This window comes from Ignavibacteriota bacterium, assembly GCA_016713565.1.
GTDB lineage: Bacteria > Bacteroidota > Ignavibacteria > Ignavibacteriales > Melioribacteraceae.
The window spans coordinates 223114-240214 of record JADJOX010000007.1; the positions used below are offsets into that span (position 1 = coordinate 223114).

Annotated in this window: 11 protein-coding genes, 4 tRNA genes and 1 pseudogene; 4 read left to right on the forward strand and 12 right to left on the reverse strand. The window is 31.9% G+C overall.

What is annotated here, in order from left to right:
* Window positions 1-4 precede the first annotated feature (4 nt).
* Together IPK06_08025 and IPK06_08030 are read right to left on the reverse strand one after the other, a co-directional pair.
* Complete coding sequence (locus tag IPK06_08025) at window positions 5-2845, reverse strand: TonB-dependent receptor (GenBank protein ID MBK7979940.1); 2841 nt, start codon at window positions 2843-2845, stop codon at window positions 5-7.
* A 98-nt stretch (window positions 2846-2943) separates the two neighbouring features.
* Window positions 2944-4938, reverse strand: coding sequence for a VCBS repeat-containing protein (locus tag IPK06_08030; GenBank protein ID MBK7979941.1), 1995 nt, complete (start codon window positions 4936-4938; stop codon window positions 2944-2946).
* A 175-nt stretch (window positions 4939-5113) separates the two neighbouring features.
* On the opposite strand from IPK06_08030, the pseudogene glmM reads away from it, so the two are divergent.
* Window positions 5114-6461 (forward strand): annotated as a pseudogene (gene glmM, locus IPK06_08035) (phosphoglucosamine mutase).
* 174 nt (window positions 6462-6635) lie between these two features.
* Here glmM and IPK06_08040 read toward each other — a convergent pair.
* The 9 genes from IPK06_08040 to IPK06_08080 all read right to left on the reverse strand — a co-directional run bounded on the left by IPK06_08040 (window position 6636) and on the right by IPK06_08080 (window position 11980).
* Window positions 6636-7541 carry a DUF58 domain-containing protein gene (locus IPK06_08040; GenBank protein ID MBK7979942.1) on the reverse strand — a complete coding sequence of 302 codons (906 nt, stop codon included), beginning with the start codon at window positions 7539-7541 and terminating at the stop codon, window positions 6636-6638.
* Window positions 7542-7547: 6 nt separating this feature from the next.
* On the reverse strand, window positions 7548-8051 hold the full coding sequence (locus tag IPK06_08045; protein ID MBK7979943.1) for a tetratricopeptide repeat protein: 504 nt from the start codon (window positions 8049-8051) through the stop codon (window positions 7548-7550).
* A gap of 79 nt (window positions 8052-8130) precedes the next feature.
* Complete coding sequence (locus tag IPK06_08050; GenBank protein ID MBK7979944.1) at window positions 8131-9087, reverse strand: radical SAM protein; 957 nt, start codon at window positions 9085-9087, stop codon at window positions 8131-8133.
* A 430-nt stretch (window positions 9088-9517) separates the two neighbouring features.
* Entirely contained in the window at window positions 9518-10459 is a 942-nt protein-coding gene (locus IPK06_08055; protein MBK7979945.1) for an LD-carboxypeptidase, read from the reverse strand.
* 236 nt (window positions 10460-10695) lie between these two features.
* The gene (locus tag IPK06_08060; protein ID MBK7979946.1) at window positions 10696-11499 is read right to left on the reverse strand and encodes a 1-acyl-sn-glycerol-3-phosphate acyltransferase; all 804 of its coding nucleotides are present in this window, start codon (window positions 11497-11499) and stop codon (window positions 10696-10698) included.
* Window positions 11500-11621: 122 nt separating this feature from the next.
* Window positions 11622-11693: transfer RNA gene (locus IPK06_08065), tRNA-Glu, on the reverse strand.
* 13 nt (window positions 11694-11706) lie between these two features.
* Window positions 11707-11783: transfer RNA gene (locus IPK06_08070), tRNA-His, on the reverse strand.
* Window positions 11784-11820: 37 nt separating this feature from the next.
* Window positions 11821-11894: transfer RNA gene (locus tag IPK06_08075), tRNA-Arg, on the reverse strand.
* 8 nt (window positions 11895-11902) lie between these two features.
* Window positions 11903-11980: transfer RNA gene (locus tag IPK06_08080), tRNA-Pro, on the reverse strand.
* A gap of 227 nt (window positions 11981-12207) precedes the next feature.
* Between IPK06_08080 and IPK06_08085 the strand changes: the two genes are divergently transcribed.
* From IPK06_08085 to IPK06_08095, 3 genes are read left to right on the forward strand one after another with little or no spacing between them, the layout of a single operon-like run.
* Window positions 12208-13428 carry an ABC transporter permease gene (locus IPK06_08085; protein MBK7979947.1) on the forward strand — a complete coding sequence of 407 codons (1221 nt, stop codon included), beginning with the start codon at window positions 12208-12210 and terminating at the stop codon, window positions 13426-13428.
* Window position 13429: 1 nt separating this feature from the next.
* Window positions 13430-14656, forward strand: a complete 1227-nt coding sequence (locus IPK06_08090; GenBank protein MBK7979948.1) for an ABC transporter permease — start codon at window positions 13430-13432, stop codon at window positions 14654-14656.
* A gap of 6 nt (window positions 14657-14662) precedes the next feature.
* Entirely contained in the window at window positions 14663-15334 is a 672-nt protein-coding gene (locus tag IPK06_08095) for an ABC transporter ATP-binding protein (GenBank protein ID MBK7979949.1), read from the forward strand.
* A 74-nt stretch (window positions 15335-15408) separates the two neighbouring features.
* On the opposite strand, the gene IPK06_08100 is transcribed toward IPK06_08095, so the two are convergent.
* Complete coding sequence (locus IPK06_08100) at window positions 15409-17073, reverse strand: T9SS type A sorting domain-containing protein (GenBank protein MBK7979950.1); 1665 nt, start codon at window positions 17071-17073, stop codon at window positions 15409-15411.
* Between the last annotated feature and the right edge of the window lie 28 nt (window positions 17074-17101).

The following is a 17101-nucleotide window of genomic DNA, read 5'->3' on the forward strand; positions in this document are numbered from 1 at the left end:
TATTCTAATTAAATATAATTGAAAAACCTATTCTTATTTCTCTCGGCAAACTTACTCTTTCTTCACGACTATAATAATTATTCAAATATGAAATATTGAACAATCCCGGATCTCTTAGAATTCTTTTTCTTAAGTCGTTAAATTGACTCGCATTAATTTTTTCTTCCGCATTATTCAGCGCTTCACCTGAGCTAGCCCAAACATACCTTTGATTTTCAACGTCAAATAAATTCATTACTTGAATGAATATTGAGAAATCAATTGGGTCAATTGTAAAAAATTTCTCAATTTTCATATCAACATTCCATTGGAACGGCTTAACGGATGAAGCCTGTTCATAAGTAATTGTTGACAAAGTTGGCGGCAGTGCCGGTGTATACGGAGTACCGGTCTGCAAAGTATAAACAATACCTGCTGACCAATCACGTGGTTCAGATAATGTAATAGTTCCATTTATCAAATGAGAACGGTCAAAACTTAAAGGAACTAAGTAAGTTTCAGTTTGCTTTCCCGCGGCTTCGCTGAAAAATAAGTCTTCGGTAGGTTCTGTTCTATTACCTTCAGCTGATTGGTATGTATAATCCAGAGTTGCTGAAAATAAACTTCCAGGTGATTGTCTTTTGATAAATGACAAAGTTATACCTTTAACATTTGCGTACGATAAATTAGTCAAAACCGCATATTCTCTGGCATTCAAAGAATATACTGTTTGAGTATAAATATAATCTCTAACATCTTTGTAAAATCCGGTTAAATCAAATTTGAAGTCGTCTGTTAATTGCTGCTGCAAACCAACTTCGTATTGAATTGATCTTTCAGGATTTACATTTGCGTTTCCAAATGTTGGAACCGTTGAAATATTTTCAACTTCCCAAATTAAATTTCTATATAAACTTGATAAAGAACCGATTTGATAAAAATGTCCGTAAGAAAATCTTATTACTCCTCTATCGGTAATTGGATATGATACGCTTAAACGAGGAGAGAACATATGTTTTGCTTCGGCATCGGTAATATATTGTTCCAAATTACCACTTTTTTGATCATCGATATTTTGGGAAAGATTATAGTTATATTTTGCTTTAGGATCAAAATATTCATAACGCAATCCTGCATTAAGAATTAACGTTTTTGCCAATTCAATTTTATCTTGTACGTATGCGGCAAATTGTGTAGGATCAACGTTAAAATTATCAACTTCAGGATCTAAAACTATTTGGTAATCAGTAACTCCGCCATAAATTAAATCGCTTCCGCTCAATGCGCTTCCGTCATTTTTCAAAAAGTCCAAGGTATAAGCGTATCTTTCCAACTTATGCAATCTTAATTCAAATCCAGCTTTTACTTCATGAACATTAAATAATTGTGAAACCAAATCGCCTTTTACACTATAAGTTTTTGTGGTTCTATCAGATCTGTAATTATCCGTTCCACCAGAATAATACAATGTTGTTCCAATAGTTTGACTGTAAAAATTTGGGAGATATCTTTTATCGTCATAATTTTCATACAAGTAATATTTTGAATTACTCCACGCGTAGGAAGCTTTTAATGTATAAAAAGTGCTGTTGCTAAGAGTATGTGTTAAATCTATTGACTGCACTAATCCGCTGCTGTAATCAGTTCCTAATCCATCGGGATTAAAAAGATATGATCTTCCTCTGGTTAAACTATAACCCGGACCAAATGCGCTTGAACGACCTTTATCATAAACTAATTCATACTTTACTTTTATTAGTGAACTAAAACTATGACTTAAATTTGCCTGAATATTCCAATCTTGAGAAGGATCCATAGCAACTAAGGCATTATCTCCGGTAGGCAAACCGTTAGAATTTGGAGAATAAGGATTAAACCAATAAGGTAAACTTGCGTCTCCGTGTCTTGGATCGGTACTTTCAAACGCCTCGGCAGTTAAATAGGAATCTGTCGGATTATAAATTCGTTGACCATAATAAAGTCCCTTATAATCTTCAAAAATTCCGGAAACAAAAAATTTCGTATCATTGCCTAAAGGAACTTTTCCGCCAAGGGTAAATTCCGCTCGTTTCCTATTTAATATGTCAAAATCCTCAACATTTCTAAATAATTCTTTGTTTGAAGATAAATATTCGCCTGTATAACCTCTTAAACTAAAACTTAACTTATCTCCGCCTTCTTTTGTAACATAATTTACAACGCCGCTTAAAGCGTTTCCGAATTCGGCGCTAAATGTACCTGTTGATACGGAAACTTCCTGTACCGCGTTTGTTGCAACTCCTACCGCTTTTGAATTTCCATATGGATCGTTTATTGAAAGTCCGTTTATTTGGTAAGCAACTTCATTTTCTCTTCCACCTCTTACATGAAGAGTACCGTCGTCATTCTGAACAACTCCCGCTTGAAGTTTGATTACTTCCGAAATATTATCGACCGGAAGAATATCCAAAGTTTCAGAGTTTATAGCAACCGTAGGGTTTGTTAAATCCTGCCGAATCAAGGGATTTCTTTCACCCTGAACAATTACTGCTTCCATTTCAATTGCACCTGAAGGAAGTGAAAAATCAATTGCCGTAGTAAAACCAACATTAACTCTCACATTTGTTCTTGTTACCTTTTGATAACCGATATACGAGGCAGTTACCGTATAAACAGCCGGCGGAACATTTAGAATTACAAAGTTGCCGTCAATATCGGTCGCGGCGCCAATTGAGGTTCCATCAATAAAAACATTAGCGAAAGGAATACCTTCACCGGTTGAGGCATCTAAAACTTTGCCCATAATTTTACCGGTAGACTGCGCAAAATTATTATTTAGAATTGAAATAAATAATAGTAGTAAAAAAAGTATGAATTTGTTTTTCATAGAATCTCCGGCTCAAGAAAAGTATAATTACTTTGAGTCTAGAAATAAAATTAAATAAAAATCCGCAACCAATAAAAATTCTGATTGCGGAACTTAATTTATTTTAAATACGTCATTTTAATTGATTTTGTAAAATCACCAAAAATTAATTTTGCAACATAATTTCCACTAGCTACAAAATTTCCGCTATTATTTCTTCCATCCCATATTACTTGATGATTTCCTTTTTTAAGATTCTGTAAATCAATGAGTGTTTTTATTTCTTGACCAAGCATGTCATAAACTTTTAAAGATATACGTTTATCAATTGGTAAAGAAAAATTGATAGTTGTAGATGGGTTAAATGGATTGGGATAATTTTGTTCTAATTTATAATCATCCGGTGTTACAATGTTATAATCTTTTTCTTTAAATCCTACAACATCGCCAGAATATTCAAGTAGCCTAATCGGTTGTCTGTAAGGGTTATAAATTTTATGAGACTGCTCTAAGTTAAGAATCCACTGTCCAACGCCTGATGTATCTATCCAATCGAAAATATTTACACTTACCGAATCATAGATACTTTGCTGAGCTAAAACTATTTCAAGGTTTCCATCTTTATCAAGGTCAACATTATCGGCAAAAATATAAGAAGTAAAAGGCGTTTCTTTTTTAATTGTATCAATTACGGAAGGATCAAATCCTATAGGAGTTTTTACGACTTCCATTGAGTCTGTTCCTTCATAAAGTGTATCTAATTTATATGTTACTTCTCCATTGTAAATTTCCCAAGTTGCAAATCCTTCATTGCCTTGTCCGTTATAAACAATGTTCATATCATATGAATTTCTATCAAGTAAACTTCCTTCACCTTTATATTGAATTGCAACCAAATTTAAACCCGTTCCGCCGCCGGTATAAAGTTCATCTTTCCCATCTTTATTCAAGTCGCCTTTCACAATTGGCCACAGTTCAACGGCTGTTTTACCTGCTAAAGCCGCAATTTCAGAACTCTTAATAATTTCCGCATAATTTTCTGTCTGCGACGTATTTGTCCATATATTTTGACCAGAAACAGTATCCGGAAAACTTATTACGGCAACTGCATGAGCGTTTCCGTATTGAGTTCCAAAAATTTCATCTTTGCCGTCACCGTCAACATCTGCGGCTCTTGCTCCAAAATAACTAACAGCATCTACTGCACAATATTCATGATAAACACCTTTAGCTTTAGCATCGGCATTATCAGCGGCAGTTGGATAATCATAAGAATTTGGACCGTTTACACCAATTGACCAAAATCCATAACTATTATACGTATGATTAACAATTTCTAATTTTCCGTCTCCGTTTATATCACAGGGCTCAGCATTCCAGAAAGATCCTCCGGCACCCCAATCTCCGCCATTTGCCTGAACTCCAGGTTTGCCGCCTTCAATTGAAATGTTAGCAAAACCAGGAAAAGAAAAAGTAACTCCGATAATTAAAACGTCTTGTCTTGGATCATTTCCATGAGGAATAATTTCAGTTCTACCGTCACCGTCAAAATCATAAACCGTTAAAACTTCTCTTGTAAATCTGGTGCCTTCTCTTCCGCCAGCTGCTTCAATCATTGTCGGCGTTATAGAAAAAGCTGGAGCGTCGCCCCAAGAAGTTCCATTCCATTCATAAATTGCAATTCTTCCTAAACTTCCGTCTTGATTTACAAAATTAGCTTGTTCAAAAATAATTTCTTTTTTACCGTCTCCGTCGCAATCACCTACTTGAATATATCTTGGTGTGGATCCACTGGAACTTGATGCGGCGGGTGAAGACCAAATTACTTCTAATAATGAATCTTGTGTTACTTGTAAAACATGAACTCTTCCGCCATTTATATAATCTGTAGCCAAAACTTCTTGAGTGCCATCACCATTGGCATCTGCAACAATTACTCTTCTAACACCAAGCTGACTGTTAATTCCAGGATATGGGTAATATGGCGATAATGTATCTTCTGAAGCAGCAACCGTATATATAGCAGTTTGTTTTGCAGCAATTGGAGTTGTTTGAGAATGAATCGATGAAAAAGTTAAGAAAATAAGTAAAATAGAGATAAAATATTTTTTCATATAGCCTCCGAAACTACTTTTTACATAAATAAATTTACTAAATAAGAAGATACAATCATTTATGTTTTTATGCAATATTAAAAACTTTTGTTGATTTAGAATATAAAATATTTTGAATTTTATTCGATATTCTCTTAATTAATATGCATAAAAAATATAATTACTAGGAGAATGAATGTCTACATTAATGGTAAGCGTTTCAGGCATAAGAGGTCTGGTCGGCAATGGATTGGATCCAAACACAATTGTTAAATATGTTTCAGCTTACGCGGATTTTTGTGGAATCGGTAAAATCGTAATCGGTTCAGATGGGAGAATTTCTGGCAATATGGTTAAGAACATTATTATTGGGACTTTAATTGCAAAAGGAAATGATATAATTGATATTGGAATTTGTCCAACTCCAACGGTTTTATATAATGTAAAAAAAACTCGGCGCGGTTGGAGGAATTCAAATTTCCGCAAGTCATAATCCTAACGAATGGAATGCGTTAAAATTGCTTAACGCAAACGGCGAATTTATGACTCCCGAAGAAAATAAAATAATGTTAAATAAACTTGAATCTTCAAGCAATTATAAAAAATGGAATGAACTTGGAAAACTTTCGACTTATGACGAAGGACTGAAAAATCATATTGAAAATGTATTGAAATTAGTCGACGTCGAATTAATAAAATCGAAAAAGTTTAAAGTTGTTTTAGATTGTGTTAATGGCGCCGGAAGTTATATGATGCCGAAATTCTTAAAAGATTTGGGCTGTGAAGTGATTGAATTAAACTGCGAGAAAACCGGAATATTCCCTCGTTTACCGGAACCGATCCCGGAAAACTTAATTGAAACAATGAAATTTGTTAAAGAAAAAAATGCTGATTTGGCAATTGTTGTCGATCCGGATGTTGATAGATTAGTATTGATCACCGATAAAGGCGAACCTTTTATTGAAGAAAATACAATCACACTTTCCGCTAAACACGTACTTTCAAAAACCAAAGGAAATGTTGTTGTAAATTTATCTACAACCAGAGCTGTAGATGATATAGCCAATGCGCAAAACTGCAAAGTATTTAGAGCGCCGGTCGGTGAAGCAAATGTTGTGAAACTAATGAAAGAAGTAAACGCCGTAATCGGAGGAGAAGGAAGCGGCGGCGTTATTTATCCTGAACTTCATTATGGACGTGATGCTTTGGTTGGAACGGTATTGACTCTTGAACATTTAGCAATGCAGAACAAAAAACTTTCTCAAATAAAAGACGAATTACCGCAATATTTTATCGCAAAGAAAAAAATTGAACTTAAAAATGTAAATCCGGATAAAATAATTGAGCAGGTTAAAGAAAAATATAAATCGGAAAAAATAAATACCGAAGACGGATTAAGAATTGATTTTGATAATCATTGGGTACATTTTAGAAAATCAAATACCGAACCAATTATCAGATGCATTGCCGAAGCCAAAACCGAAGCTGAAGCAAATTTATTTATTGACAAATATTTTAACGAAATAAAAGAATTGATGAAATAGTTTTTTTTAATATTAATTTTCAATCTTTGTGATTAACTTAAATGAAAATCACAAAGATTATATTGTTCAAATAATTTTGTAAATTACCAACTGAATTGTATGATTAAAATATGTTTTACAAACAAACGTTTATCATTATTGAATTTTAATCTTTCATTAAATCGTTTTACGTTCTCACTTCATTCTGCTTCGTTTCTTAAAAAAATTCATTAAAGCAATGTCATACGTAGAAGTTGTTTCAATTAAATTATAATCATAACCTAATTTGTTGCAGCCGTTTTTAATTGTTGTTAAATAATTTCGCATTGCTTCATAATATGATTTTTGTATTTGAATCGGCTGAGTGTTTAATTCTTCATTTGTTTCAAGATCAACAAATATCGAATCGTTCTTAAAGTTGAAATTAATTTCGGTGGGATCCAAAACGTGAAATATAATTACCTCATTTTTCTTGAAATAAAATTTTTTTAATGAATTAAGAATCTCCGCCGGCTCATCTAGAAGATCTGAAATAATTATCACTAATCCGCGTTTAGTAATTTTTTCCGCAATTGAATTTATTGATGTTGATGTTTTTGTTTCACTTTGCGCGTCAAACTTTTCAATTTCCGTAAGCAATTGTCTTAAATAAGTTCTTTTAGATTTGGGCTGCAAATAACTTTTCAATTCGCTTGAGTAAAGAGCCAAACCAACCGCGTCCTGCTGTTTTAAAAGCAGATAAATAAAACTGGCGGCAAGCACTTTAGAATATTCAAATTTTGAGACCGAGCCTTCATTTTTATATGACATTGATCTGCTAGTATCAAGTACGATGTGAGCTAATAGATTTGTTTCTTCTTCATACTGCTTAATAAAATATTTTTCGCTCTTTGCAAAAACTTTCCAATCTAAATTTTTTATTGAATCGCCCTGCATATAAGGCCGATGCTGACTAAATTCAACGCTAAAACCGTGGTATGGACTTTTATGATAACCAACCATAAATCCTTCCACAACGGTACTGGCTTTTAATTCAAGAGTCTTTAATTTCGCTATTACAGATGGATTTAAAATTTTTGTAAAATCATTCTGTTTTTTCATCAAATTTTAAAGAGTATTTTGATTTCTTAAAATATCTTCGGGTGATTTGCCCAAATTCTGCAATTCCATTTTCGCGTCATCAGCTAATTCACCGTTAGGATATTTTTCCAAATATAATTTGTAAGTCTTTTCGGCTAGCGGAAAATTTCTAATTTCATTTGCTAAAATAAAAGCCGACATGAACAAAGAACTTTCAGCTAACTTTGAGTTAGGATAGTTTTCATATATTTTCTTGTAAGAATCTACGGCTTTATTCAAACTTTCCATGTGTTTAACATTTTTTATAACTTGTCCTTGATACAATTTCGCAATTTCAAACAATGACGAATCGGCAACTGTACTTTTAGGATAATTATTTACGATTTCTTCAAACTTTACAACAGCTTCATCATACTTTCCGGATTTAATCAGATTTTTTGCTTCACTATAAATCATTTTCTCATCTTTACTGCTGCAATACGCTAAAGTTAGTAATACAATTAAGATTATAACATTTTTTAGATATTTCATATATTTCCTTAAAACAATTAATAATCGAAAAAATTACGGAATGAATTTTAATCAAGTTTTGAATTTTATGAAAGGAAAATCAATTTACAATTTTTCCTTTGGAAATTGAAGATTTCAAACTGGGATTTCCAGATTTGGTTTTATTTATAGAATGACCGGAATATTCCATTAGAAGCATATTTGCTCCAACATCGAACATTTGTCTTTTTTCATTTAAATTAAAAAAATCAACTGAGTCGGAAATTATAATATCTGATTTTTGCAGTAAAATTCTTGTAACTGCAATTATTTTCTTCATTAATGGAATTTCAACTTTAGAAGTATTTTGATATTTGCTGAAAAATCTTGGGACAAAGGGCGTGTTGAAAATCATTTCAGGTTCAAGAGATTTCAAAAAAAGAATGTCATCGGCTAATACATTTTTATTTTGATTTGGTAATCCGACAATATTTCCCGTGCAAATTTTATAACCGAGTCTTTTCAAATATTTAAGATGATTTATTCTATCGTCAAGTTTATTGTCTTTGTTAAAAAATGAAAAATTTTCTTTATTGGAAGAATTAAACTTTAGCAAATAATTATCGGCACCTGCAAATTTCCAAGCTCTGTATTCGTCAAAGCCGCGCTGCAAAAGATGTAAAGTAATTTGAATATCATGATCTTTTTTAATTCTGTAAATCAAGTAAGAAATCATATCGGTATCATAATAACTATCCGAACCGGATTGTAAAATAATGTTTGTAATGTTGTTCTTTATTATTTCCTTAATTTTTACTAGAATTTCATCTGGCGATAGTCTAAATCTTTCCGTTGAAATATTATCTTCTCTCAGTTCACAGTAAAGACAGTTATTTTCACAATTATTTGAGAATTGAAACGAGGCAATTTTATTATTGAATCTGCCGAAATAAAGTTCCTTAACCGCTTCAGATTTTTTAAAAAGGAGATTCAGATTTTCCATTTCTTCTATTTCTAAGAGAAATAAAATTTCTTCTTTCGTAAACTCTTGTTTATTTAATATTTCAGTTAAGTTCATTTATTAACAAATTTTTTCCTAAGTAAAAACAACAAGAAATATACCAGTTAAAGTTTTGTTTGTCATTATTTTAAAAATGGTAAAAATATGCTCAAAAGTAGCATAATGCATTTGAAATTGATTTTAGCAAACCGGCAGTAGAATTTAATTATTCTTTTTTTTCAGACTTTTCTATTAAGTGAAAATATCGATTTTAATTAAAAATGTTGATCTTATTTGCATTATTAAAATATTTTGACAAACAGATTGATTTTTGAAAAGATTTTTCAGTAATAATGAAATGAAATTTTAGATAAAGTAGAATGGAAAAATTAGAAAAATCTTCATTCCAAAAATTTTGAAAAACTCGAATTCATTTCCTAAAAAAGAGAATTTTAGACAGATAATCTTTTTTAATTAAGAAAATTAAGACATGTTTATACAAAAATAATTAAACTACCGCACTCTCTGTTAATTCAATAAATCCTCTTGACGCATTTAAATTACAATTTATACCAATAGGAATGGTTAAATTTTCTTTAATATGTCCGTGACTAACGCTGTAAATTACAGGAATTTTAAGCGTTCCGAAATAGTTCTCAATAACTTCATTTAATGTAATTGGGTTTTCTTCAGATTTTTTTTCGTAGCAATCCACAAATCTTCCCAAAATTACGCCTTTAACGTCTTTGAAGACTTTTGCCATTTTCAGCTGATTCAGCATCCTGTCAATTCTGTAAGGTTCTTCACTAATTTCTTCAATTAGAAGAATTGAATTCTTGAAAACCGGCAAATATTCTGTTCCCATTAAGGAAATAATCAAAGATAAATTTCCGCCGATTATTTTGCCCTCTGCTCTGCCTGAATTCAATATAAAAAATTTTTCATTTCGCGGATTGTAAATTTTACCAATTTTTCTGCTTGTAGTTAATACCTTCCAAAAATTTTCTTCTGCAAATTGATTTATTTCTTCAGAAAAATCGCTCGCAACCATTGGACCAGCAAAAGTTATTAATCCGGTTTTCTTGTAAATTGACATCTGAAGAGCAGTTATATCGCTATAACCAACAAATATTTTGGGATTATTCTTTATTAAATTAAAGTCAATTTTATCTAAAATTCTACCTGATCCATAACCGCCGCGTAGACAAAAAACAGCTTTTATTTCTTTATCGAAAAACGCATTGTGCAAATCATCCAATCGTTCATTATCGCTTCCCGCTAAATATCCATGCTTTTTACCAACATTTTTTCCGACTTTTGTTCTATATCCCAATTTTTCGAGATATTTAACTCCTCTTTCGATTTTATCTAAATCATTAGGTGTTGATGCCGGCGAAATTATACCAATTAAATCATTATTCTGCAGTTTTTTTGGTTTGATGTTTTTCATAAGTTGATTTTCATATAATTTTTTTCAAAAATTTTGCTGAATATATAAAAACTTGAATTTTAATGCAAAATTTGATTTCATTTATCTAAATAAAAGATACGAAATCCTTTAAAATTTCAGAATCTAAAGACAAAATAAGAGTTATCTGATCAAATTCGATAGAAAAATAAATTTGCTTAGAATTTATTGTCACTTGGAATTTTTATTTAAAATTTAATAGAAAACAGTAATTTTTCTTACAATACTAAATCCGCTCTTCCCCATTCTTTGAATTTGGTTTCAATAAAATTTAAAATAAATTCATGCTGATCATTTCCACTTCCTTCGACGGTAAGCGGTTTACCGAATTCAAAAAAAACTTTTTTCGAAACGTCTATTTTTCCCAATTCTTTGATGAGTTTTCCGTTTCCCCAAGCGTCGGTAATCAAAGCCAAAGGTATAACCGGAACGTTATTTCTTTTCGCTAATTTTACTCCCAGTGAATTGAAAGCAGATTTATCAAAAAATGAAGTTCTTGTTTTCTGCGGAAAAATTATTACGGATCTGCCTTTTTGCAGATTTTCCGAGCCTTCATCCATTACAATTTTCAAATCTTCTCTTGGATTTGTTCTGCCAACAATAATTGGATGCCGTGCCGCCGCAACTGGACCGAATAATGGAAAATCAACGAGTTCTTTTTTAATAACAAAAATCACGGATTTAATGGGCTGAATAAAAGAAGGCAGAAGCAGTGTTTCCATTGTACTCATATGATTTCCTATGATAACCGCCGGACCTTCAAAACCGGTGAGATTCTTCATACCTTTTACAGAAATTTTAATTCCTATGCTTTCAACGGCTCTCAGGACTGCAATGGAAGAAGCAACCCAATTATATCTGTCATATATATTTTTTTTTGTCTGTCCGTTTGCAAAGTTCACAATTTTAATTAGTTTGGCGTAAAATAAAAATGATTCAAAAAATGGTTTTTGAATTTTGGGATCTGTCTGATATCCATCATTATTTGCAAGAATTTCGGGATAGTTAGAATAGTTTTTCATTTTTGTTCCGTGAAAAAATAGAAATGAAATTACATAAAAAAATATGAAAATGAAAAGCAGATTTGTTGTGAATTCGTGAGTTTACAAAAACAAAAAAGCCTTGAAGTTATCAAGGCTTTTAGTGACCCCAAGGGGATTCGAACCCCTATTACCGCCGTGAAAGGGCGAGGTCCTAACCATTAGACGATGGGGCCAAAAAATTTATTTTGGGGTGAGCGAAGGGATTTGAACCCTTGACCTTCTGGGCCACAACCAGACGTTCTAACCAACTGAACTACGCCCACCATAAAATTTCCAAAGTATTTCAGTATGTATCTTAAGTACGCCCGAGTGGAATCGAACCACTAACCTACAGCTTAGAAGGCTGTTGCTCTATCCGATTGAGCTACGGGCGCATTAACTTTGGTCGGGGCGGCGGGATTCGAACCTGCGACCTCCTGCTCCCAAAGCAGGCGCGCTAACCGGACTACGCTACGCCCCGTTGTTGCCCAATATTAAAATTTTTTGCAAAATTTAAAGAACAATAAAAAAATAAGAAGATAAATTTATAAGTTTATTGCTTTAATGTCAATTATCTTAACAAATTTTTAGCAAATTTATCTAAAAATTATATCTATATTTAAGTGTTTTATTTCACTTTTTATTGATTTTATCAGCTTTTAATATTTTTTATTTAATTAAAAATCGAAACTCTTCAAAAATAATTTAATGAATTTTTCATTTCAAATCGCAAATAGATATATCAGATCTAAAAAAGGAGCAAAGTTTTTATCCTTAATTTCCGTAATAACAATTGCGGGAATTTCATTAGGTATTGCCGTTTTAATTATGGCAATTTCTATCTTAAGCGGTTTTGATAAAACTGTAAGCGAAAATATAATTAAATTCAATGCGCATATAAATATCAGCGGATTCAGTTCAAAGAATCTTCCTAATTATGATTCAAATTATAAAATCATTGAAAATGCATTGCGCGGTAAATATTCTTCAATTTCTCCTTATATTTCGCAAAAAGTGCTTATAACAAAAACAGATTTTACAGATGGAATTCTTTTAACCGGAATCGATTCCGGTTATGCAGAGCAATCTCTAAAAAAAATATTGGTCGAAGGAAATCTGAATTTAAATTCTAATGAATTTAATGTTATCATTGGTAAAAAATTAGCCGTAAATTTAAAGGTTATGGTTGGTGATTTCATTAATGTTATTTCAATGAGGAATGATGAAATTCCATCTTTATCAAATTTTCCAACTATTGAGCAATTTAAAATTACCGGAATTTATGAAAGCGGAATGGCAGAGTACGACGACATTTACGCATATGTAAATTTTGAAACCGCAAAATCAATATTCGAAATTAAAAATGAAGTAAGCGGATTTAATATAAATGTTAAGAATATTTCAGAGATAGATTCTTTAAAAGATAAACTTCAAAGTATTTTACCGTATCCGTATTATACAAGAGGTTACCGCGAAATAAATAAACACATTTTCACCTGGCTTGAACTGCAGCAAAAGCCAATTCCCATTGTACTTGGATTAATTATTATTGTTGCTATCTTTAATATTGTAGGTGCTTTGTTAATGTTGATTATCCAAAAAACAGAGGCAATCGGTGTTTTAAAATCAATGGGCGCAAATAGAAAACAAATAATTCAAATTTTTGTTTTTCAAGGTTTATTTCTTGCGGGAGTTGGAATTATTTTAGGAAACTTTTTAGCGTTTATACTCAGCTGGATACAAAACACTTATAAAATAATTTCACTTCCGTCACAAATTTATTATTTATCAAGCGTTCCGATTTTTATTGATGTAAAAGTGTATATATTAATTTCATTGCTTGGAATAATTTTAGCCTTTCTTGCTTCACTTATACCAAGTTTTATTGCGTCAAGAATTCAGCCTATTAAAGCAATTAAATTTAATTGATATGTTTGAATATTTTATAGCAAAAAAATACATACGAGCAAAACACAGCCTTAGTTTTATTTCGGTGATTTCAATTATATCAACAATTGGAGTAGCAATTGGTGTTGCCGCTTTGATTATTGTGCTTTCGGTATTTAATGGTTTTGGATCATTAGTGACAAAAATGTTAATAAATTTCGATCCGCAATTAAGAATTACAAGTACAAACGAAGATCAAACAAAATTAAAAGAAACTCAAAAATACTTGTCGAGTTTAAATTACATCAAATCATTCGCTCCTTATGCAGAAGGCAAAGTATTGTTGATGAATGACAGATCAATGGAAATTCTGAATTTAAAAGGAATTGATATTTCAGATTCTTCAAGTAAAAACAGAATTTTAGAGCAGGTAAAAATTGGTCATTTCGATTTAACAAAAGAAAATAATACCGATAAAATTATTTTAAGTCTGCCTATTGCGCTTCGTCTTTCGGCAAATATTGGTGATACTATATTTGCGACTTCGGCTAATCAAATAAAACGAACAATAACTAGAATGACAATTCCACAGACAAAAAAATTAATTGTCAGCGGAATTTATGAAATCAACAACAAACAATATGCATTGGAATATTCATTTTCTACTTTGGAATTTGCACAGCAAATTTTAAATATGAAAAAAAATATTTCCGGAATTGAAATAATTCTTGACGACTTAGATAAATCGGAAGAAATTAAAGAAAATATTATTTCAAAATTCGGCGAAGATAATTTAAATATATCTACCTGGTATGATATGCATAAAGATCTTTACAGAGTAATGCTGTTGGAAAGATGGGCAGCTTATTTACTTCTCTCGCTAATAATTGCAGTTGCTGTATTCAATATACTCAGCTCATTAACAATGTCTGTTTTTGAAAAGAAAAAAGATATAGGAATTTTACGCTCATTGGGAGCAACGAGTAATTCCATAAATAAAATATTTATGTTCGAAGGAATTTTAATTGGAATTGTTGGAACAACATTGGGATTAATTTTAGGTTTGTTCGTATGTTTTCTTCAAATAAATTTTAATTTATATACTCTCGACGCGAGTAAATTTGTAATTGATACACTTCCGGTTGAAATAAGAATCAGCGATATTTTTGCCGTATCGGTAATGTCTTTATTACTAACATATTTCGCTTCAAAATATCCGGCGAACAAAGCGTTAAAAACAAAAATAATTGACGCTCTAAAATGGGAATAATGATCAATGAAAATTTTAATTGCCGAACATTTATTTAAATATTTTAGAAAAGGTCAAGAAACCATAAAAGTTCTAAATGATGTTTCTTTATCTATAAATCAAAATGAAATTACGGTTATTGTAGGAGCTTCAGGCGCCGGGAAAAGTACATTGCTGCATATACTTAGCGGACTCGATAAACCGGACAGCGGTGAAGTTATAATTGATGCTAAAAATATTTTTGAATTTTCGGAAAATGAAGTTTCAAAATTTAGAAATACTTCAATCGGTTTTATTTATCAATTCCACCATCTTCTGCCTGAATTTACGGCGATTGAAAATGTTGCAATAGCATTAATGATAAATGGAACTCCTAAGAAAGAAGCATTACAAAAAAGTTTGGAATTTTTGAAATTGGTTGGTTTGGAAAACCGCAAGAATCATCAACCAGCAGAATTAAGCGGTGGAGAACAGCAACGAGTTGCGATTGCAAGAGCTTTGGTCAATAATCCGAAAATAATTTTTGCCGATGAACCAACGGGAAATTTAGATTCAAAAAATAGCGATATAATACATCAGCTTTTTCTAGAATTAAAAAATAAATTAAATATTACATTGTTAATAGTAACTCACAATCCGGAATTGGTTAAGCTTGCGAACAGAGTTTTGGAAATGAAAGACGGGAATATTACGGGTTGATGGTTGATATATAAAATTTAGAAATGAAAATTAAAATGCCGCCTATTATTACAGACGGCATTTAGTAAGTCTAATTATTTCAATAAAGTCATTTTCTTTATTTCAGAAAAATTGCCAACTTGAAGTTTGTAGAAATAAATTCCGCTTGGTAGATCTATCGCGTTAAAATTAACTTCATAATTTCCGGCAGGTTTTTGTTCATTAACCAATGTGGAAATTTCTTTTCCCAATACATCATAAACTACCAATTTAACGTTAGAATTATTTGTACTACCGTTGAATGGAATGGTATAACTTATTATTGTATTTGGATTGAAAGGATTAGGATAATTCTGATCCAGAGAATAATTATTCGAAATTATATTTTTTGGATTTTCTATTCCTACTGCAACATCGCTTTCAATCACCCAAAGATATTTATCTTCAGGCCAAACTGAAAAATCCGCGCTGTAATTTGTAAATACATATTCTGATTTTCCGTCTTTATCCATATCGCCGGCTGGCATGCCGTAAAACATTCTTGGAGTTAAAACAACAGTATCATTTGGTGAAAGCCCGCTTTCTTGCCAAATATCAAATAAAACATTTAACGTCCAGCTTGAAGAATCAGCAGGATCTCCGGTTCCATTATATTCCAAATCAAAAATTTGTCCGTTTCTTTCACCGCCAATCATCAAATCAATTTTATTGTCTTTATCGGGATCAGCGATATACATTGATTTTAAACCTCCATCTGCAACTGTCGGTATATGATAAAATGGTTTTATATCAGCTGGTGTAATCTGACTTACATCATTAATTCCGGTGATCATAAACATTGTATTATCTGATTCAGTTCCTGCCCAATATAATTCATTAACACCGTCATTATTTGCGTCGGCAACTCGCAAACCATCAACTGCGCCGTAATCTGTTGTTGACATACTATCTAAAGAAGTAACTAATTCGTATTGACTGTCTCCGTTGCATTCAAAAATTCGTAATGTCATGTTTGCCCAAACAGCTGCATAAATTTCTTTTTTACCGTCATTATCCAAGTCGCCTGTAGTAACGCTGTACAGTGATCCTTCAAATGATTCTTGATAGTTGAATTCAATTTTAAAACTACCGAATCCACTTAACGCGCCCGTTGCGGAAACAACAAAAATTTCCCTTCCTCTGTCACCTGATCTAACACCGCAAATCAATTCGTTTTTTCCGTCATTATCAATATCTTCAATAGTTAGTCCATAAGGACGAAAATCCAAACCATTATCCAAATTGAAATTCCACGTTTTATTTGCTGTTATAGAACCTAATTCTCCTTTCCCATATTTATTTTCACCAACAACACCGCTCCATTCAAAGAACCATAGCCTTTCAGGACTATCGTCGCCAACAACTGTAGGAGCAGTTATAACAATATCAACTTTATTATTATTATCTAAATCACCAACCGCAATACCATGAAATGTATTTGTTGCCAAAGGTACTTCGAAATACCAAACAAGATCATAAGTATTATCTCCTGTTGCTTCATACATTAAAACAAAGTTTCTTTCAAGGTCAGTCCAGCCGCACATAAATTCGCCCCAGCCGTCTTGGTCTGTGTCAAAGCCCGCTTTTACAATAGAGATTTCAGATGCGGCACCCGGACCGACAAATGGTTTTTCAGCTAACGACCAAACTACATCCCAATTATTCTGTGGATAAATATTTACTGCAAGAACGATTAAAAAAAAGAAAAAATATTTTTTCATAAACCCTCACTTATTGTTTTTGATTTTA